The 20,342-nt window shown below is 47.0% G+C and carries 17 protein-coding genes; 6 read left to right on the forward strand and 11 right to left on the reverse strand.

Annotated features, from left to right (window positions below; all coding sequences use genetic code 11):
• Nucleotides 1–42: 42 nt before the first annotated feature.
• Nucleotides 43–339, forward strand: a complete 297-nt coding sequence (locus DW800_RS09695) for a nucleotidyltransferase family protein (RefSeq protein WP_044467457.1) — start codon at nucleotides 43–45, stop codon at nucleotides 337–339.
• Nucleotides 317–1,501 (forward strand): HepT-like ribonuclease domain-containing protein, encoded by a 1,185-nt coding sequence (locus DW800_RS19935; protein ID WP_119958020.1) that lies wholly within the window; start codon nucleotides 317–319, stop codon nucleotides 1,499–1,501. Before DW800_RS09695 ends, DW800_RS19935 begins: the two co-directional genes overlap by 23 nt.
• A 44-nt stretch (nucleotides 1,502–1,545) precedes the next feature.
• Here DW800_RS19935 and DW800_RS09705 read toward each other — a convergent pair whose 3' ends face one another.
• The 7 genes from DW800_RS09705 to DW800_RS09735 form a co-directional block, all read right to left on the reverse strand.
• A complete protein-coding gene (locus DW800_RS09705) occupies nucleotides 1,546–2,190 on the reverse strand; it encodes a hypothetical protein (RefSeq protein ID WP_044468383.1) in 645 nt (214 codons plus the stop codon).
• 35 nt (nucleotides 2,191–2,225) lie between these two features.
• Nucleotides 2,226–4,064 carry a YgiQ family radical SAM protein gene (locus tag DW800_RS09710; protein ID WP_005826685.1) on the reverse strand — a complete coding sequence of 613 codons (1,839 nt, stop codon included), beginning with the start codon at nucleotides 4,062–4,064 and terminating at the stop codon, nucleotides 2,226–2,228.
• The gene (locus DW800_RS09715; protein WP_005826683.1) at nucleotides 4,061–4,279 is read right to left on the reverse strand and encodes a sulfurtransferase TusA family protein; all 219 of its coding nucleotides are present in this window, start codon (nucleotides 4,277–4,279) and stop codon (nucleotides 4,061–4,063) included. The genes DW800_RS09710 and DW800_RS09715 overlap by 4 nt, the downstream gene beginning before the upstream one ends.
• Nucleotides 4,280–4,594, reverse strand: coding sequence for a hypothetical protein (locus DW800_RS09720; protein ID WP_009036810.1), 315 nt, complete (start codon nucleotides 4,592–4,594; stop codon nucleotides 4,280–4,282).
• A 116-nt stretch (nucleotides 4,595–4,710) separates the two neighbouring features.
• Nucleotides 4,711–7,641: a hypothetical protein gene (locus DW800_RS09725; protein ID WP_005826679.1), complete on the reverse strand. Its 2,931-nt coding sequence runs from the start codon at nucleotides 7,639–7,641 to the stop codon at nucleotides 4,711–4,713.
• Between the two features lie 148 nt (nucleotides 7,642–7,789).
• Nucleotides 7,790–8,668, reverse strand: coding sequence for a DUF4886 domain-containing protein (locus tag DW800_RS09730; RefSeq protein ID WP_005826677.1), 879 nt, complete (start codon nucleotides 8,666–8,668; stop codon nucleotides 7,790–7,792).
• Nucleotides 8,669–8,837: 169 nt separating this feature from the next.
• Complete coding sequence (locus DW800_RS09735) at nucleotides 8,838–10,829, reverse strand: glucosamine-6-phosphate deaminase (protein ID WP_005826674.1); 1,992 nt, start codon at nucleotides 10,827–10,829, stop codon at nucleotides 8,838–8,840.
• Nucleotides 10,830–11,326: 497 nt separating this feature from the next.
• On the opposite strand from DW800_RS09735, the gene DW800_RS09740 reads away from it, so the two are divergent.
• Nucleotides 11,327–12,028: an SIMPL domain-containing protein gene (locus DW800_RS09740; protein WP_016273396.1), complete on the forward strand. Its 702-nt coding sequence runs from the start codon at nucleotides 11,327–11,329 to the stop codon at nucleotides 12,026–12,028.
• Here the strand turns inward: DW800_RS09740 and DW800_RS09745 are convergent.
• The 3 genes from DW800_RS09745 to DW800_RS09755 are packed head-to-tail and all read right to left on the reverse strand — an operon-like array spanning nucleotide 12,000 to nucleotide 13,654.
• On the reverse strand, nucleotides 12,000–12,806 hold the full coding sequence (locus DW800_RS09745; RefSeq protein ID WP_009036814.1) for an amidohydrolase: 807 nt from the start codon (nucleotides 12,804–12,806) through the stop codon (nucleotides 12,000–12,002). The genes DW800_RS09740 and DW800_RS09745 overlap by 29 nt on opposite strands.
• Nucleotides 12,807–12,828: 22 nt before the next feature.
• Entirely contained in the window at nucleotides 12,829–13,383 is a 555-nt protein-coding gene (locus tag DW800_RS09750) for a 1-acyl-sn-glycerol-3-phosphate acyltransferase (protein ID WP_005826663.1), read from the reverse strand.
• Between the two features lies 1 nt (nucleotide 13,384).
• On the reverse strand, nucleotides 13,385–13,654 hold the full coding sequence (locus DW800_RS09755; protein WP_005826660.1) for a hypothetical protein: 270 nt from the start codon (nucleotides 13,652–13,654) through the stop codon (nucleotides 13,385–13,387).
• A 303-nt stretch (nucleotides 13,655–13,957) separates the two neighbouring features.
• Between DW800_RS09755 and DW800_RS09760 the strand changes: the two genes are divergently transcribed.
• From DW800_RS09760 to DW800_RS09770, 3 genes are read left to right on the forward strand one after another with little or no spacing between them, the layout of a single operon-like run.
• Nucleotides 13,958–15,232 (forward strand): efflux RND transporter periplasmic adaptor subunit, encoded by a 1,275-nt coding sequence (locus tag DW800_RS09760; protein WP_044468008.1) that lies wholly within the window; start codon nucleotides 13,958–13,960, stop codon nucleotides 15,230–15,232.
• 7 nt (nucleotides 15,233–15,239) lie between these two features.
• Nucleotides 15,240–18,350, forward strand: a complete 3,111-nt coding sequence (locus DW800_RS09765; protein WP_016273398.1) for an efflux RND transporter permease subunit — start codon at nucleotides 15,240–15,242, stop codon at nucleotides 18,348–18,350.
• Nucleotides 18,351–18,367: 17 nt separating this feature from the next.
• The gene (locus DW800_RS09770; protein WP_117713966.1) at nucleotides 18,368–19,744 is read left to right on the forward strand and encodes an efflux transporter outer membrane subunit; all 1,377 of its coding nucleotides are present in this window, start codon (nucleotides 18,368–18,370) and stop codon (nucleotides 19,742–19,744) included.
• Between the two features lie 90 nt (nucleotides 19,745–19,834).
• Here DW800_RS09770 and DW800_RS09775 read toward each other — a convergent pair whose 3' ends face one another.
• Nucleotides 19,835–20,332, reverse strand: coding sequence for a cold-shock protein (locus tag DW800_RS09775; RefSeq protein ID WP_005826650.1), 498 nt, complete (start codon nucleotides 20,330–20,332; stop codon nucleotides 19,835–19,837).
• Nucleotides 20,333–20,342 lie beyond the last annotated feature (10 nt).

Genomic DNA, 20,342 nt, shown 5'->3' on the forward strand with positions numbered 1-20,342 from the left:
TGGAATATTCTTTTTTACTTTGTATAAACCAAAAAATGTCGTATGAGATCCTTAAATGAATATATCGAAATAATAAGGAAATGTAGTGACGTGCTACGTTCATATTTTGGGGTTACTTCTTTGCGTATCTTTGGTTCTGTAGCCCGTAATGAACAAAAAGAGGATAGCGATGTGGATGTTTGTGTAGATATGAAGCCTAATTTGTTTTTGCATGTAGAACTAAAGAAGTTTTTAGAGGAACAATTTGGCTGTCCGGTAGATGTTGTTCGCTTCCATAAAAATATGAATGATTTTCTCAGACGACAGATAGAAAAAGATGGAATCCTTATCTCCCTATAAAAGAGAAGTAGCTTTGGGTATTCTGAAGCAGATTGAGCAGGCGATTATACGTTTGCAGGAAAGAACTGTGAATATCCATAGTGTGGATGACTTTCTTTTGTCTCCTGCTGGCATGGAAAAGTTGGATGCGGTTTGTATGTTACTCATTGCAATAGGGGAGAGCTTGAAAGGCTTTGATAAAGTAACAGAGAAAAAGGTCTTAATCAATTATCCTCGGATACCTTGGAGTAATGTAATGGGAGTCCGGGATATTATAGCCCATCATTATTTTAATATTGATGCAGAAGAAATATTCGGTATTGTCCACGGTGAGTTATCTTCTCTTTTGGAGGCTATTCGTTATTTAATTCAAGAATTATCTTGCTCTGTCATCACATCTGGTACAAATGAAGTCTATAAGGATAAATTGAATGCTGTGGAGTGGAAGAAAAAATGTGAGGAGATTAAAAGAAGGGATAACTATCGTTGTGTAAATTGTCAGAATCAAGTTCTAATTGAATTGGATGGAATAGATGACTTGGAGAGATATTTAGGCGAAATAGAATTAAAAAACTTTGGAATAATTAAAAATGTTTTTCAGCAAAGAGAAAATATATTTAATGATAGAACTGGATTAACTGTACACGAAGAACATGAGTTGATAACAAAAGAAAAACGTAGTTCCTTAGATGATTATGGCTTGTTTCTTTATGAAATGAAGAAAAACATTCCATGTCCTTTTGCTCCTCTTGAAAAACGTGTATTAATATCAACTAAAGAAATAGAGTCTTTGGGAGAATTTGTGAATCAGCTGTATGTTGTAAAAATTCCAGTTTATTATGGTGGGAAAGATTATAAATTAAAAAGTGATAATATCGTAACATTGCAATTTAATGAATTGAGTGATACTGGTAATAGATGTTTCCTTTATCGTTGCTTTGCTTGGTATTATCCCGGTTCATACCTTGGCCAAGGGATACTTGCTTATAATCAATATTCCATTATTTTTCCTTTATACTCATTAGACTTTAAACAATCATTGGATGTCCATCATAAAGTATATAGAAAAAAGAATGGACAGATAATTGAACCGTGGGAGTATGATGATAAGGATTTAGAGACTCTTTGCCATAGTTGTCATTTGAAAAAGCATAAACTCCCAATCTATGTCATTAATGAATAGTTTTATGGAGTTAGAGATTCCTTTGAATTTTTCTATTTTTGTTATTATTTTCCGAATTGTAACGCGAATCCCAAATTGAAGAAAGTGATGTTGTTCTTGAACCAGCTATGGTTCACTCCGTCATCATACCCGTCTGTGTTATAAAGTCGTGCATCGGGGTTGGCAAACCAGTCTGCTGTCAGGAAATCACAGCGAATCATGCCCGAGAGTTTACGGCTGATGCGGAACTCATAGCCTGCTGCGAAAGTTATTCCACAATATCCTTTATGGAAAAGGTGTCCGTTCCGTTCACCGCGTTTATATGTCCGTTCCTGATAGTTCATATACCCGATGCCGAACGAGAGGAACAGTCCTTGATTCCCGTTGCTCCACAAGGGCCGGTATGTGATGTTGGGGCGTATGCAGTGCAGATGTGCCTTATCCGGCAGGCGTGCCATGCGTAGATAGTCATATTGAAGTCCTGCGGCAAATAGGGGCGTGATGTAGTAGCGGCCTTCTGTCATCAGGTCATATCCCACCCGGTTGCCATTCTTGCTGAAGAAGTCGTTACGGTTTCCCTCTACATGAGGTAAGGATACACCGCCACCGAAGATGATACTGTAATTTTGCGGCAGGCATTCGCTTTGTGCCAGCAGACCTGTCGCTCCGATGGGGAGTAGGGATAGGCAGAGGAGGAGGAATCGTTTCATGCAGTTGCTGTGAGTTTCTTGGAAATATCGTATTTTTATCGTTTCCCGTATAGCTTGTCTATCAAATCCGTCCGTCCTATCCGGCGCAGTTCGTTTATGATGTTCCTGCGCTCTTCGGGTTTGTACCAGAAGAAGAATTGGCGTTGAGCCAGTTTCTCGCGCTGCGTTTTGGCACTGAATACCGGTTCCAGCGTATAAGGATGGAAGCCCGTGTACCATGCTTCGGTGGCAACGGTCATGGGAGTAGGGGTAAAGTCTTGCACTTGTTCCAGATGGAAGTCCAGTCGCTTGGTGATGACGGCAAGTTCTGCCATATCTTCCTCCTTGCATCCGGGATGGCTGCTGATGAAATAAGGAATAAGCTGCTGGCGTAGTCCTTCTTCATGGTTAATCCTGTCGAATATCTTCTTGAACTCACCGAACTGGCTGAACGGAGGCTTGCGCATGATGTTGAGCACGCGGTCTGACGTATGCTCCGGTGCTACCTTCAGGCGACCGCTGACATGGCGGGCAATGAGCTCGCGGGTATATTCCTGCGTACTTTTGTTAGTGTTCGGGTCCTTGCTCTGGTGCAGCAGCAGGTCATAGCGTACACCGCTGCCAATGAAGGACTTCTTGATGCCGGGCAGGGCATCTACGGCATGATAGATGTCGAGCAGCGGACGGTGGTCCGTATTCAGGTTGGGGCATACCTTGGGGTAGATGCACGACGGGCGTTTGCATTTCCTGCAGACGGCCTCATCCCGTCCCTTCATGCGGTACATATTGGCCGACGGGCCTCCCAAATCGCTCAAATAACCCTTGAAGTCTGGCAGCTCCGTGATGGCTTTCACCTCTTTCAGAATGCTCTCCTTGCTGCGGCTTACGATGAATTTGCCCTGGTGTGCGGAGATGGTGCAGAAGGCACATCCTCCGAAACATCCGCGATGCAGGTTGACGGAGAACTTTATCATGTCGTATGCCGGAATACGTTTTCCCTTGTATTTGGGATGGGGCAGGCGCGTGTATGGCAAGTCGAAAGAACGGTCGAGTTCAGCTTCCGTCAAAGGGGGATAGGGAGGATTGACTACTACCGTCAGCTTGCCGCTCTTTTGCAAGATGCGGGATGCTGTATATTTGTTGCTTTCCTCCTCGATATGACGGAAGTTGGCAGCTTCTTTCTTTTTATCTTTCAGACATTCTTCATGGGAAAAGAGGGTGATATCCCCTTCTTGTACCACTACTTCCTTGTCAAGGTAAACCATTTGGGGAATATCGGCGATGAGCTTTTTGAAGCTTGGGGCGTCCATCTGTGTCTGTTGGCGTTTCAGCCTTTCCGCAAGTTCCACCACCGGTTTCTCTCCCATACCGTAGATGAGTGAGTCGGCTCCGCTGTCGAGGAGGATGCTGGGGCGTACACGGTCCTGCCAATAGTCATAGTGCGTCAGGCGGCGCATGCTTGCCTCGATGCCGCCCAGTACGACGGGGACATCGGGGAATAGCTTCTTTAATATCTGGGTATATACAATGGAAGGGTACTCCGGACGCATATCCGGACGTGCATCCGGGGTATAGGCGTCATCACTGCGCAAGCGTTTGTTGGCAGTATATTTGTTGACCATCGAATCCATACAGCCGGGACTGATGCCGAAGAACAGACGGGGACGTCCCAGTTTTTTGAAGTCGCGCAAGTCGTCGCGCCAGTTGGGTTGGGGGATGATGGCTACGCGCAATCCTTCTGCTTCGAGGATGCGGCCTATGACGGCGGCTCCAAAAGAAGGGTGATCCACGTAGGCGTCACCGCTGAAAAGTATTACATCCAATTCGTCCCAACCACGCAGTTCCACTTCTTTCTTGGTAGTAGGAAGCCAGTCTGTAAGGCGATATTCTTTCATTTGCACATTAAAAACTGTAATGTCATCCGTTCTCCGTCGTAAATCTCACGGAAGCCTATCTGCTGCTCGGAAAGATACTCTTTCATGTCATTGAAGGCAGCAGCGTCGTCCATGATGATTTCCAGCTTCTCGCCTTTTCCGGCCTCGCACATGGCTTTGATGGCAGGGATTAAAGGGCTGTAATGCTGTTGTCCGCAGGTGTCGATGGTTTTCATTTATTCTTCTTCTATGGTGTCTTGTTGGGAAAGCCATTGCAGATAGAGCTTGATGAGCTGTTGTAGTCCGAAGGCCTTCATGTTGTTGTGATAGATAACGTCGATACAGAGGTCGAGCAGGTCTTTGCTGTCTTCCTCTTGCGAGGCGATGAGGGAGCGGATGTTCAGTTTCAACTTGTCGAGCACGGTTTCGTCCACAATACCGTTGCTGTCGATGAGATGGCGGAAGAGGCCGTATTTCTCGATGGTGGCAAGATTCTCTTCAGAAACTTCTAAACTACGGGTTCCGCTGGGGTTGGCTTGTATAGTGTACATGATGTTTAATGTTTAGTGGTTAATGTTTAATGATTAATGGAAGCAAAGATAGTTTTTTCACTACAGATTACACAGATTTTCACAGATTATTTATAGGGATTGCTATTTTGTCTGTGTTAATCTGTGTAATCTGTGGTGAGAAAGCGGAGTATGGATGCCATAATTACATTTCTGGATGTTTCTTCCCGGATGCTTTCAAAAGGGAATCCCATGACAAAAGTGCGATAATCACTGCCTTGATAGGCTACGGCGGCGGGTGTGTTGCCGATGGCATAGGTCATGACTGGAAAAGCGGGAGACATGGGCAGGATGCAATCAGGGGAAGTGACCGGATAGCTTTGCTCATTCGGCAGGCGGGGAAGGGTGAAGGTATGCCCCAGTCCCCGGACAGCGATTTTGTCCCCGTCTGTTTTCAGAGAGTTGCCATGCCGGTACTTCAAGATATTCTGAATAAATTCTTTATTGCCCTGCGAGCTGTCCATATCGCTGCCTACATAGGCACCGCTGACCAGGAGATGACCTCCCGACTGGCAATAGGAAGTCAGTATGCGCTGCATGGGCGAGGAGAATGTTTTGTAGTAGGTATTGCGTGCCGGATTGCTGGAATTGTCTTCTTTCTCAAGTCCGAGGATATAGTCCACTATCGGATAATCCTCTAATGAGAGGATGCCCTTTTCCACAGCCTCGTCGCTGCATGAGACGAAGCTGTAATTTCCGGCTGCCTGGATGGCTTTGCCATGTACGAAGGGGTAATCGAAAGTGTTTCCGATGATTTTCATGCCTTCGTATTCGTCACTGCTCTCTCCCAGACGTCGTCCTGCTTCCTTCCGGCTAAAATTCTGCTGGGCGCCGCAGAGGGAGATGTCATAGAGATAGGGTACGCCGGGATCTTGTGACAAGTCGAAGCCTGCCGCATCGGGGGTGTCTATAACGGCAGGCCCGCTGATGCGGTCGAATCCGTTGACGATAAGTATCTGTCCTTTTTCACGCTTTGCCTTGTAGGCGGCAAGAATTTCCGAAGGGAAGCTTTCGCCACCCCGGTTTACGGCGGTTACTTTAAAGGAATAGACGATGCCCGGTTCTATTTTTACGGTGTGGGATGAGGAGCTGACGCGTACGCCATTGTCAAATCCTCCACGACCGATACGTGTATATACAATGTATTCACGTGGTTTGGCAGTCGGCTCCAACGGGTCTTCCTCTCCTTGCCAGGAAAGCTCTAAAGTATTCTTCTTTTGACCGAAGCGGATAGCAAAGTGGCTGACGGGAAGGGGTTGGACAACGTAGTCTCTGCCGTGCTGGCTGCATATGTATTGCAGAATGGCTTTATAGAGCGCACGCCCGACGGTGAACTTGAAGTTAGGGTCATGTCCCAAGCGCATATCTGCGAAGTTCTGGTGCGACAACAGTTCTACGATGGTGGAAGGGACGGCGGGCAGGCGTGTTTCACTGTAGTTGCGGTTCCATAGGCTGCGGCGTGTCCAGTCTACGTTGAAGGTAGAGCGGATATCACGCTGCAACTGCGTTAGCAGAATGTCCGAAAGGTCACGGGAGGCATGGCGGTCTGTACCGGCATGCAGTCGGCCGTTGTTGAAGTTGGTGGTATAAATGCCGAGAGTGCCTATAATCTCATCTTCCTTACTGAAACCGGCATCGCTATGCAGGGCCATACTCATTTCAAAGGGGATGCCCAAACCTTCTTCCGTCGGGTTGAATAGTGATTTTCCTGCAAGGTAATTCACTGTACGGGAACGTACGTTGATGTCGTCGTTCATATCATTCTTTCCCTCATAGCCTCCATAGACGGGATAGGGCATGCCTGCCCATTGGGCAAAGTAGCGTGCGCCTTCCAGGTATCTGGGCAAGCCGCTGGTTTGTCCTCCGCGGGCAATGTTGCCCATGCCTCCTCCAAAGCGGACGGCATCGGCACAGACCACGCCTTTCTCTTTGCTTTCGTTGCTCAATACCACCATGCCATAGTCATTCCGGCCTTTGTCGAAAGTGAATGTGCCGAGGTACACCCATGTGCCGCCTCCTATTTGCTGGTTCACCTTGAACTCCGTGACGCCTCCATTGTGAAATACAAGATATTTGGCATCGCTTACGCTGCCCGGCAGTGTTTGGTAAGATACGTATACAGCATATTCTCCCGTTTCCGGAATATCGGGTACCCATTCGGCAAAAGCCTTGTCTTTCTTCTTTTCAGTTTTGGCAAAGCGTGCCGTGCCGGAGAGGAAAGGGTTTTCATTGTCCTGATAGATTCGTTTCCGTTGGGCAAATCCGGGTCGGAAGGTCTGTTCCCAACGTGCTTTCCGGCTTTTCACGTCCAGATAAAGGGAACCTTGTCCTCCATGTCCGCTCAGGCTACCGTCATTGTCTACGATGACTTCCTGCTTCTGCGTGTCCCTTTCGCGGGGAGTGAATACATTGGCTCCTGCATTCTCTAGCATGGGCAGGAGGTAGGGCAGGATGAAGGATTGGGTGAACTGGTCTTCTGTAGTGCAGAACAGCCTCGGGCGTTGCCATCCCCATTTGTCCTTGTCATTGATATAATATTTCCCGTGGCTTTGCCAAAGGGCGATGTGGCGTCCTTCCAGTCCGCGGGTGATGTCGTAGGGGCGCGAGGTACGGGTTACCCAGGGGGTACCTTTGTATTCCAGGTGGCTGAACAGACGTGCCTTGTCTTTCTTCCCTTTCCGGTAGAGGTTGGGGATAAGCTCTTCGATGCTCTTCCCGTCAGCAAAGACGGTGAGGTCGAAATAGTTCACCGGTCCTGGCAGGATTTGTCCCAGATGGCGGTAAATGGCATCAACGGTTTCAGGCCGTAGAGGCTGGTAGGCAAAGCGCTCGTTTGTATAGACAAGCAATTTCTTCTTCCGGAAGTCAATGCGGAAACTATCCAGCTTGCAGGTACCGATGTTGGCCGTATGGGTGGTGTATTCCCTAAAGAATGTCTGGAGGCGTTCTTCCACATTCTGCTCTAGTTCTTGTGCCGGAAGGAGGAATCCACACAAGAGCCATATGCCGGTTAGGATAAGTTTTTTCATACTGATGAAATATTGAAGTTGCCAATATCTGCTTTTACCAGACGGTGGTGCGTGCAAAAGTACATAAAAGAAAGCTTCACTGATGAGCGGGTTACTTTCTTTTTATTATTTTGCAGACATATAAGTAAGTCTTAAGAATTAAAAAGCATTAATCGGCAATCTTTTTCAGTTCTGTCAGTTCCGTAACTTTGTCCGGATAGAGGATGGCGTTGTGCGCAGCCATTTGAGCTGCTTTCTTATGGATTGGGTCTATTCCTTCGGGAGAATATGGGTTTTCTGTTACATTCCGATGGGTCAATGCCTCAAACCATGTGCAGGCAGCTGTATATCTGCCTATGGTTAAGTCAAGGTGGTATCCGTCCCTATTCATATGGTCGCCGATAAAGGAGGTACGTGCATTTTGTATGGCGGTTCCCGAAGGGATAATTTTCTTGATACCCACCAGGTTGGCGGCTTTCTTTACTGCATCCACAATGCTGGTGTACATTTTCATTTGGTTCTGGTCATAGTTTTTGAATCCGGTGTGGTTGGCATTGGTAGCATAAGCCCATGTCTGGTGCATCATTAATACGGTTTCCTTTCCAATTCGTTCCCTGATATAGTTAACCAATTCAGGTAGGGAAGCTTTGTAGCTGTCATAGATACCAGACAAAGGGCTGGCCTGCTGAACACTGATATAGTCCCATTTCTCATCGGCCAGTGCTTTCTCAATAGTCATTGACCGGGTTTCTGTTTTTTCCCCGTCTTTCTCTACTTTGCGATAGGCATAGGCCGGAGCGTTGTTGCGTATGTTTTGCACGTGCCGTTCCAGTGAACATCCTCCGATAAACATATTGCCGATAATCATGGTGATACCTTCAGCTTCTCCCAGTTCGTGCAAATATTGCTCTACTGCATCTTGTGAAAAGCTGTTGCCTATTGCCAATACTTTGATGGTGTCGTTATTGGCATGGCATCCATTTGCAAACAATGTAAATGGCGTGAGTAGGAATAAAATGACAAGGATGTTGATAGCATACTTTTTCATAATGGTGTTTGTTTTTAAGTTTTGTCGTTTCGATAAATAAGTAACAAAATTATTTGATTGTTTTTATATCTGCAAATATTCCTTGGGAATATAAGAAGGCTGAGACATGAAAAAATGAGATGCATTGCCGGAGCAATACATCTCATCCTATTGTTAATATTTTATCCGTTTATAGCGGAATGTATTCCACAAAGGCTTCCATCGCCTCATAGGAAGCAAGTCCGAGGCTGTCATACAAGGCAGCTGTTCCGCGGTTACGGTCCTCGCTGCGTTGCCAGAACAGACGTTCGTCATTGCCCAGGAACGGTGCGCTTTCCATCTGCGATTGATGCTTCAGGATAGAGTTACGCTTGGCACGCAGTTCTTCCGGGCTGATGGGCACAGCCATCTCGATGTTTTCGATTTCCCATTCGGCCCATGCACCGCGGTACATCCAGATGCGGCATTCCTTCAACCATTTGGCACCTTCTTCTTTTTCCAAGTCAATGGCGGCAAATACGGCGTCCGTACAAACACGGTGTGTGCCGTGCGGGTCGGCCAGGTCGCCGGCAACGAAAATCTGATGGGGTTTCACTTCACGCAATAGGTTGCGTACAATTTCCACGTCTGCTTCGCTGATAGGATTCTTCTGTATCTTGCCCGTTTCGTAGAATGGCAGGTCAAGGAAATGACAGTGATCCAGAGGGATATTATTGTATGTACATGCAGTGCGTGCCTCGCCACGGCGAATCAGTCCCTTGATGGTCAAGATGTCGCGTGTATCCATGTCACCGTCTTTCTTCTCCTTCAAGTATTTACGGATTTCAGTATATTTGTCATTGATGACCTGGTCTTCGCTGTTGTTGAAGATTTGGTTGAACCCGTTGATGAAGTGCAGGAAGCGGATAACTTCTTCATCGCCTACGGCAATGTTACCGGAAGTTTCGTAAGCCACATGCACGTCATGTTTCTGCTCTACCAGACGACGGATGGTGCCTCCCATGGAGATAACGTCATCATCGGGATGCGGAGAAAATACGACCACACGTTTTGGATAGGGCTTTGCACGCTCAGGACGATAGGTGTCGTCAGCATTCGGCTTGCCGCCCGGCCATCCGGTGATGGTATGTTGCAGGTCATTGAATATCTTGATGTTCACGTTATAGGCTGAGCCGAACAATGCCAGCAGTTCGCTCAGACCGTTTTCGTTGTAGTCCTTGTTGGTCAGTTTCAGAATGGGTTTTCCGGTGAGTTGGCACAACCAGACGATGGCACTGCGGATGAGCTTGTCGTTCCATTCGCAGGAGGTTACCAGCCAGGGGCGTTGGATACGCGTCAAATTGGCGGCGGCAGACAAGTCGATAGCTACATGTGCATTGTTGTGAGTCTGCAGATAAGATGCAGGGATAGTATCTGTTACCGGACCTTCAACGCATTCTTTCACCTTTTGCGCTTTCTCCTCACCCCATGCCAGCAGATATATTTTCTTTGCCGAGAGGATGGTGGCTACTCCCATGGTGATGGAGCTGATGGGGGTATTTTCAATGCTACCGAACATCTTGGAAGCTTCATTGCGGGAGTCGTTGTCCAGCAATATCAGACGAGTGGTAGAGTTCAGGCGTGAACCCGGTTCATTGAAACCTATATTACCTACACGGCCAATGCCCAGCAAAGCGATGTCTAAGCCACCGAAACTTTCAATGCGCTGCTCGTAAAGACGGCAATATTCAAAGATGGCGTCTTTGGCGATGGTGCTGTCGGGGGTGAAAACATTCTGTTTGTCAATGTCCACATGGTCTATCAGCATTTCCTTCAATGCGTTGAAGTTGCTGTTGATGGCATTGGGAGCTAATGGATAATATTCGTAGAGGTTGAATATGACTACGTTGCGGAAACTTAATCCCTCTTCCTGGTGCATACGTACCAAGTCTGCATATACATTGCGCGGAGAGTTACCGCCTGCCAGTGCCAAGACACAGAAACGTCCCGCCTTTTGCTTGTCACGGATTAACTGTGCAATGTCAAGGGCAATCTGGTTGGCGCCTTCTTCCGCAGACTCATAAATATCTGTCGGGATTTTTTCCAGTCGGGTCAATACCGACCGTTCAAATGCATTCTCAGGTCTATAGTACCTGGGGGAGACTCTGTTGAGAGTGATTTGAGAGCTTAGATTGGTTTTCATAAAATTTATTATTAATAAATGATTAAGTATTGAACTGTTCTTTCAATCAACAAATATACGAAAAACAATGTTCATCCGCATATTGCTGAAGATTAATTAAGAAATACTGGTCGTCCCATATCTCATATGGGTTTTGACGGTTGTACGGAAAGTGTCTTCGGTCATTCCATAAAGTCACGGCCAACCGCCACCGTGAGTATGGATTTTACGTTGGGTCAACATAGGATTTAGGGGTTAGAATTATTAAATTAATCATGTTGTCGCTTTGACATTGTTTCGAAGGACAAAAATAGGTACTTTTTGGAGAAGATGTACTCCTTCTTTTGGGTATTTTCATTAAATACTCTAAAAAAGAGGATTTGGTGCATTTTGTATAATGTCTCGTTCGTTTGGGGTATAAGTGAGGATAATCATATAAAAATAGACCATTCATCGCACTTTTTGTCGTTTGGGTTTGTTATATTTGTGTGTGTTTATAAACTCTAAAATATCAATGTATGAAAAGCTGGAAAGTAGAAGCAGCCATCATAGCCGTGGGGCTGCTTTTGTTGGGAATCATGGTAAAAGGCGGTATCAACAATTTTGTGAATAAGGATCGTGTGGTCAGTGTGAAAGGGCTGGCCGAAATGGAAGTGCCTGCTGACAAGGTAGTCTGGCCTCTTGTCTACAAAGACATAGGTAATGACCCTGCACTGCTTTATGCCAATATGGAGAAGAAAAACGCTGCCATCGTGAGTTTCCTTGAAAACAACGGTATTGAGAAGGAGGAAATCAGTATTGCACCGCCCGAAGTGATTGACATGCAGGCCGAACGTTACGTTGACCGCAACGTGGCCTATCGTTATAATGCCACGTCTGTCATCACTGTCACTTCCAAGAATGTGGATAGGGTGCGTAAGCTCATGTCGGGGCAGGCTGAACTCTTGAAGCAGGGTATTGCCATCACGGGAGGGGATTATAAATATAATGTGTCTTATGAATTCACCGGTCTCAACGAAGTGAAGCCCAGAATGATAGAGGAGGCCACGAAGAACGCTCGTGCTGCAGCTGAGAAGTTTGCCAAGGATTCGGACAGTGAACTGGGGAAAATCCGCAATGCCTCGCAAGGGCAGTTCTCCATAAGTGACCGCGATGCCTATACTCCTTATATAAAAAGCGTACGTGTAGTGACTACTGTGAACTATTATTTGAAGAAATAACGAACTCGTCCGCATCTTTCCAAGCAGGAAACTTTAGCCTGAACTCCTGCAGGGAGGAAAGGTTGAGGGAGGCGGTGGCAATCGCCTCTTCGTTGTCGGGCACAGTGGCAAGCACTTCCCCCTTCGGAGAGTAGACCACACTGCCTCCGCTGTGTGGAATGTCTCTGCCGTCCTTGCCGATACGGTTGACACCGCAGACATAACTGATGTTTTCCAGCGCGCGCGCTTGCAGCAGGATGTCCCAGACTTTCCGGCGGGGAATGGGCCAGTTGGCGACGTAAATCAGGAGGTCGTATTCATTGCTCGTATTGCGGCTCCAGACCGGGAAACGAAGGTCATAGCATACAAGCAGCAGTATATTCCAGCCGCGATATCGGATGATGGGACGCCGGTTGCCGGGGGTGAAATGTTCTGTCTCGTGCCCCATCCGGAAGAGGTGGCGTTTGTCGTAATAGTAAGCATTGCCTTCGGGCGTAAGGAAGAATGCGCGGTTGTAGTAGGATGGCTTTCCGCCTTCCGAGGCTGTTTCGCAGGCAATATAGCTGCCGGCAAGAGCAAGCCGGTACTCTTCGGACCATTGGCGCAGTGTTGCGATGGTTTCTCCCGTTGTGGGTTCGGCCAAGCTGGCGGTGTCCATACTAAAGCCGGTGGAGAATGTTTCCGGTAAAACAACAATCTCCGTTGTTCCACGAAGAGTTTCTAACTTCTCGCGGAGACGACGGAGATTTTCTTGTTTATTTTCCCAGACGATGTCTGTTTGCAAGATGCTTATTCGCATGGCATTAATGCTTAATACCTGATTAGATATTTCCTAAATCAAAATTTTCGGGATTTTTTCCTTTAAAGTTCTTGAAGTACAGTTTTATCTCGCGCATATCCTTTTCGATGTCTCCGGTAGGCATGACAGCCTTGGTAGAGGAGATGGTCTTGGAAGGATAATCAATCCCGATAAGCATGATGGGCACTTGTGCTTTAAGTGCTATGTAATAAAAACCTTTCTTCCAGTTGGGATTGGCTTTACGGGTTCCTTCCGGTGTAATAGCCAGGTGGAAATGCTTGCTGTTTGCAAACTTTTCGGTCATTTGGTCCACTAAGGAAGATTTACGTCCCCGGTTCACCGGAATGCCGCCAACGGCTTTGAATATCAGTCCCAGAGGAAAAAAGAACCATTCCTTTTTCATCATGAAACTGGTCTTGCGACCGATGGCACCATAAAACAATTTACCGATAAATAAGTCCCAATTGGAAGTATGGGGTGCCGCACAAATTACACATTTGTCGTAGTCGGGCACCGTCACGTTTGTCTTCCAGCCCAGCAGGCGATAATAAATGAAGCTATAAAAGGCTTTCTTCATCTTATTTCAGTTTGCCCATTGCGTCAATAATTTCGTCTACTTTTGCATTGAAGTCAGCACGAAGTTTTTTGTAGAAACCTTTTACATTTCCTGGCTCGGTGTGGCTGATGCGGCTTATGAATTCATCTTGCATTTTCAGAATTTCAGCCATCAGTTCATCGGCTTTTTGTTTGTCTGTTCCAGGCACATATAAGCTGTTTACAAGACACTCTGTGAACAATTCACCTGCAATATAGTTTATATTCTTCTTTAGTTCTTTTCTACTTGCCATAATCTTTACGTTTAAAATGAATAATCTGAATTATTTTCGGTAAAGATAATGTTTTTCTTTGTTAGTGTAGAGCAAAAAAGGGTTTTTATGTGTTTTTAATTTAGTAGTTTTGTGGAATTATTCCACAAACTGTGGACACATTCCACAGGGAAAAATGGAGGATGCCACCATGAATAAAGAACTGCCGTCTGCTTTTCTGCTTGATATATAGTTTGTTAGACGTAATGGATGAGATAGTGATAGATTGGCATCGGATTTGCTTTAATAGAAAGAAACAGGGTTAAATTTAATATACAAACAAGCATGAGACAGTTTTTTACGAAAAAAGAATTGAAACTAAAGAAGAAGAGGTTGCTGATGATGGTTGCCTGCATGGCGGTATTGTTGGCAGGTTACGTTATTCTGACTTGGCCTAAGAAGGTGGAATCGGAAGCTCCTACCGTGATTGTGGAATCTGCGGAAAAAGGAGATGTGGAGATATATGGCGAGTACGTGGGACGTATTCGCGCTCAGCAGTTTGTAGAGGTACGTGCGCGTGTGGAAGGGTATTTGGAGAATATGCTTTTCGCAGAAGGAACATATGTCACCAAGAACCAGGTACTTTTTGTGATAAACCAGGACCAGTATAGGGCAAAGGCTGACAAAGCTCGTGCACAGTTAAAGAAGGATGAAGCGCAGGCATTGAAGGCAAAGCGCGATTTGGAGCGTATCCGCCCCCTCTATGCGCAGAACGCTGCCAGCCAGCTGGATTTGGACAATGCCCAGGCTGCTTACGAGACTGCAGAAGCCTCAGTAGCGATGAGCCAGGCCGATTTGGACCAGGCTGAATTGGAATTGGGATATACGTTGGTTCGTTCTCCGCTATCGGGACATATCAGTGAAAGAAATGTGGATTTGGGAACATTGGTCGGACCGGGAGGCAAGTCCTTGCTGGCTACGGTTGTGAAAAGTGATACGGTTCTGGTAGATTTCAGCATGACGGCATTGGATTACCTGAAAAGCAAGGAACGGAATATCGATATAGGGCGTCAGGACTCTACACGTTCCTGGCAGCCGAACATTACGATTACTTTGGCGGATAATACCGTCTATCCTTATAAGGGCTATGTGGATTTTGCCGAACCTCAGGTGGACCCTCAGACCGGAACATTCTCCGTGCGTGCCGAAATGCCGAACCCTAACAAAGTGTTGTTACCGGGGCAGTTCACAAAGGTTAAGCTATTGCTGGATGTACGTGAGGGTGCTGTCGCCGTTCCTCAAAAGGCGGTTACCATTGAGAAAGGTGGTGCATATATTTTTGTGATGCGCCGGGACTCTACGGTTGAAAAGCGTTTCATTGAACTGGGACCTGAATTTGGCAACAATTGGGTGGTTGAGCGTGGTCTGGTTGCCGGAGAACAAATTGTGACTGAAGGTTTCCACAAGCTGACTCCGGGTATGAAAGTACGTGCCCAGGCTGCCGTTCCTAAAAAGGAGGAAGAGCAGACGAGTGATTCTCTGAACAAGCAGGTTATTTCCGAAACGAAGCAGACTACTCCGGCTGAGAATAAATCAAAGGACAACAACCCTTCAAAGTAATGATGTTATGAAAGTAAGTTTCTTTATAGACCGCCCGGTATTCTCGGCGGTGATATCGATTGTGATTGTAATTGTCGGTATCATTGGCCTGACCATGCTGCCGGTAGACCAATATCCGCAGATAACGCCTCCCGTAGTGAAAATCAGTGCTTCCTATCCGGGAGCCAGTGCATTGACTGTTTCGCAGGCGGTGGCAACCCCTATCGAGCAAGAGATAAACGGTACTCCCGGTATGCTGTACATGGAGTCCAACAGTTCTAATTCCGGAGGATTTTCAGCTACGGTCACTTTCGACGTGTCTGCCGACCCGGATTTGGCTGCCGTAGAAATACAGAACCGTGTGAAACTGGCGGAGAGCCGTTTGCCAGCCGAAGTGATTCAGAACGGTATTTCTGTGGAAAAGCAGGCTCCCAGCCAATTGATGACTATCTGTCTGACTTCCAGTGACCCGAAGTTCGACGAAATTTATTTGAGTAACTTTGCTACTATCAATGTACTCGACTTGTTGCGCCGTATCCCCGGTGTGGGACGTGTTTCCAACATCGGTAGCCGCTACTATGCCATGCAGATATGGGCGTTGCCCGACAAACTTGCCAACTTCGGACTGACGGTGCAGGATTTGCAGAATGCCCTGAAGGACCAGAACCGTGAGTCTGCTGCGGGTGTTTTGGGACAACAGCCGGTGAAGGGACTCGACATTACTATCCCTATCACTACCCAGGGACGCTTAAGTTCGGCAAAGCAGTTTGAGGACATTGTGGTCCGTGCCAATGCCAACGGTTCCATTATCCGTCTGCGCGATGTGGCGCGTGTTTCATTGGAAGCATCTTCATATAGCACGGAGAGTGGCATCAACGGTGAGAATGCTGCCGTTCTCGGTATCTATATGCTTCCCGGGGCCAATGCAATGGAAGTTGCAAAGAGCGTAAAGGCTGCTATGGAGGAAATCAGTGCAAATTTCCCTGAGGGGATGAGTTATGAGATTCCCTTCGACATGACGACTTATATTTCCGAATCCATTCACGAAGTGTACAAGACGTTGTTCGAAGCGCTGATTCTGGTGGTGCTGGTTGTATTTCTATCCTTGCAAAGTTGGCGTGCGACGGTGATACCGATTGTTGCGGTACCTATTTCCCTGATTGGTACCTTCGGTTTCATGCTTATTTTCGGTTTCTCTCTGAACATACTGACTTTGCTTGGATTGATTCTCGCCATCGGTATTGTGGTGGATGATGCCATTGTGGTGGTGGAGAATGTAGAACATCTTATGGAGACGGAGAAATTGAGCCCGTATGAAGCTACCAAAAAGGCGATGAACGGATTGGCAAGTGCCTTGATTGCCACATCGTTGGTGCTCTGTGCCGTGTTTGTGCCGGTAAGTTTCTTGAGCGGAATCACCGGACAGTTATACCGTCAGTTTACCATTACTATCGCCGTTTCCGTATTGCTTTCTACGGTAGTGGCCCTGACGCTTAGTCCCGTCATGTGTTCGCTCATATTGAAGCCCGACAGTGGAAAGAAAAAGAACATAGTTTTCCGCAAAATCAATGAATGGCTGAACTTGGGCAATCACAAATACGTGGCTGTCATTAACCGGGTCATCAGGAATCCCCGCCGCTTGATGAGTGCGTTCGGCCTGGTACTGGTTGCCATTTTCATTATCCACCGGTTGGTGCCTACCAGCTTCCTGCCGGTAGAAGACCAGGGCTATTTTAAGATAGAGTTGGAGTTGCCGGAAGGTGCTACTTTGGAGCGAACCCGTGTGGTGACCGACCGTGCCGTGCAATACTTGGAGAAGAATCCCTATGTGGCCTATGTGCAGAACGTGACGGGTAGCAGCCCCCGTGTGGGTAGCAACCAGGCACGCAGTGAGCTGACGGTTATTCTGAAACCGTGGGAAGAGCGTAAGGGGATTTCCATCGATAAGATAATGGAGAATGTGGAGCAGGATTTGAAGGAATATCCCGAATGCAAGGTCTATCTTTCCACGCCTCCGGTCATTCCGGGATTGGGTACCTCGGGAGGTTTCGAAATGCAGCTTGAGGCGCGTGGAGAGGCGACGTTTGACAACTTGGTGCAGGCGGCAGATACGCTGATGTATTATGCCCAGAAGCATAAGGAGCTGACGGGGCTTTCATCATCCTTGCAGTCTGAAATACCGCAACTTTATTTTGATGTGGACCGTGATAAGGTGAAAATGCTGGGTGTGCCCCTGGCGGATGTATTCTCTACCATGAAGGCCTATACCGGTTCAGTATATGTGAATGACTTCAATATGTTCAACCGTATATATAAGGTGTATATCCAGGCCGAGGCTCCTTATCGTGAGCATAAGGATAATATCAACTTGTTCTTTGTAAAGGCAAAGGACGGAGTGATGGTGCCGCTTACTTCCTTGGGAAATGCCTCTTATACCACCGGTCCGGGCAGTATCAAGCGTTTCAATATGTTTACCACTGCCGTCATCCGCGGTTCTGCGGCACAAGGCTACAGTTCCGGCCAGGCAATGGAGATTATGGAGCAGATTGCACGTGACCACTTGCCGGACAATATCGGTCTGGAGTGGAGTGGCCTTTCCTATCAGGAAAAGAAGGCGGGAGGACAGACGGGTCTTGTGCTTACGCTGGTATTCCTTTTCGTATTCCTCTTTTTGGCTGCGCAATATGAAAGTTGGACGGTGCCTATCGCTGTATTGCTTTCACTGCCGGTTGCCGCTTTGGGTGCCTATCTGGGCGTTGTGATATGCGGATTGGAGAATGATATTTATTTCCAAATCGGCTTGGTGATGCTGGTGGGGCTTGCGGCAAAGAATGCCATTTTGATTGTGGAGTTTGCCAAGGTGCAGGTTGACAAGGGAGGAGACTTGATACAGTCTGCCATCCATGCTGCCCAACTCCGTTTCCGGCCTATCCTGATGACTTCCCTCGCCTTTGTATTGGGAATGCTTCCTATGGTGTTGGCAAGCGGACCGGGCTCGGCGAGCCGTCAGGCCATCGGTACGGGTGTTTTCTTCGGAATGATATTTGCCATTGTATTCGGTATTGTGCTTGTACCGTTCTTCTTTGTCCTGGTATACAAGACAAAAGCCAAAGTGCAGCATAAGATTAAGAAAGACTGATTTTAAAGACAACGTTTATGAAAAGAAAGAACATATATATTATTTTGTTGCTGAGTATGTTTGCCCTTACCTCATGCAAGGTGGGCAAGAGCTATGTGCGTCCGGAGATGGCATTGCCGGATAGCCTGGCACAGCAGCAGGATAGCATGAGCATAGCCGATGAACAGTGGCAGGCAGTTTATACGGACAGCACGCTGCGTGCTTTGATAGACCGTGCTCTGGAATATAACAAAGACATGCTGATTGCAGCTTCCCGTGTCAAGGAGATGGCTGCCCAAAAACGTATCAGTGTTGCCAACCTTCTGCCGCAGCTCACCGGAAAGGTGGAGGCTGAGCGCGAGGTGGAGAATTACGGTGGTCATAGCCGTGATGTAGGCAATACTTACGAAGCCAAGGCGTTGCTCTCTTGGGAACTGGACCTTTGGGGAAACTTGAGATGGAAGAAAGTGGCTGCTGTGGCCGAATATTTGCAAAGTGTGGAGGCGCAGCGTGCGTTGCGCATGACCATCGTTGCCGAAGTGGCGCAGGCTTATTATGAGCTGGTAGCCCTTGATACGGAACTGGAGATTGTGCGCCAGACACAAAAGGCGCGTGAAGAGGGAGTGCGCTTGGCGCGTATCCGTTTTGAAGGAGGGCTGACCTCGGAGACCTCTTATCAACAGGCTCAAGTGGAGTTGGCTCGTACGGCTACTCTTGTTCCGGATTTGGAACGCCGTATCTCTCTGAAAGAAAATGATATATCCTTCCTTGTGGGGGAATTCCCTACCCGTATCAAGCGTGTCAATTTTCTGCAGGAACTGGATGTGCCGGAGTCCTTACCGGTAGGTCTGCCTTCGGATTTGTTGGAACGTCGCCCCGATGTCCGTGCGGCAGAGCAGCAGTTGAAGGCTGAACATGCCAGAGTGAAAGTTGCTTATACCAATATGTTCCCCCGTCTGGCCCTGACCGGACAATTTGGATTGGAAAGTGATGTGTTGTCCAATTTTCTGGAATCCCCCTATTCCTTATTGAATGGGGCGGTCTTGGCACCGCTTTTCGGTTGGGGAAAGAACCGTGCTGCATTGAATGCACAGAAGGCTTCTTTTGAAGCCGAAGTGCATAGCTATGAAAAGACAGTGCTGAATGCTTTTAAGGAAGCGAAGAATGCCATTGTGGATTTCAATAAGATAAAGGAGGTCTACCAACTGCGTGCCAAACTTGAACGTTCTGCCAAGGGATATGTGGATTTGGCACAGTTGCAATACATCAACGGCGTCATCAATTATATGGATGTGCTCGATGCCCAGCGTGGTTATTTCGATGCCCAAATAGGGGTGAGCAATGCCATCCGCGACGAACTTATTGCCATGGTAAATGTCTATAAGGCATTGGGGGGTGGCTGGCAAACCGAATGACGTGTGATTAAAGAAGACAGCAAGGGCGTGTATGTATCGAAATATTTGATGGTATATACACGCCCTTGTTCTATAATTGGCTTATTTCATCTAGGATTCTGTATTTAGAGTCTCCTTGTTTTCTTTCTTTTCCTTTGCCTTTTCTACTTCAAGAGCTACGTTTACGGCATTCATGCCTTTAAGGCCACGTTCGAGGTCGAACGTCACAATATTGTTTTCTGCTATATCTGTCAGCACATTATTAATGTGGAAAAAGTATTTTTCGACCCCGGATAAGTCCTTGATGAAGCCGAAGCCTTTCGATTCATTGAAAAACTCGATACGTCCTCTGCGGATGACCGGTTCTTCCTTGTCTTTTTTGGGAGTTGATATGACGATTTCTTCCAGCTTTATTTCTTCTTTGGGAGTGTTTTCTGCCGGAGGAGTAGAGGTTATCATGCCGTTTTCGTCAACATAGGCAATCATATCTTCAAAGCTATTGGCTTTGTTGGATAGTTTTTTTTCTTCTTTCTTTTTTTGTTTTTCAGCTCGTCGGGCGAGTCTTTTCTTTTCATTTTCACGCTTGTCTGCGGAGATGGATTTGGCCATGTATTTTTAT

It is taken from the genome of Bacteroides sp. AM32-11AC (genome assembly GCF_003603515.1).
In the GTDB taxonomy this organism is placed as follows: Bacteria; Bacteroidota; Bacteroidia; order Bacteroidales; family Bacteroidaceae; genus Bacteroides; species Bacteroides uniformis.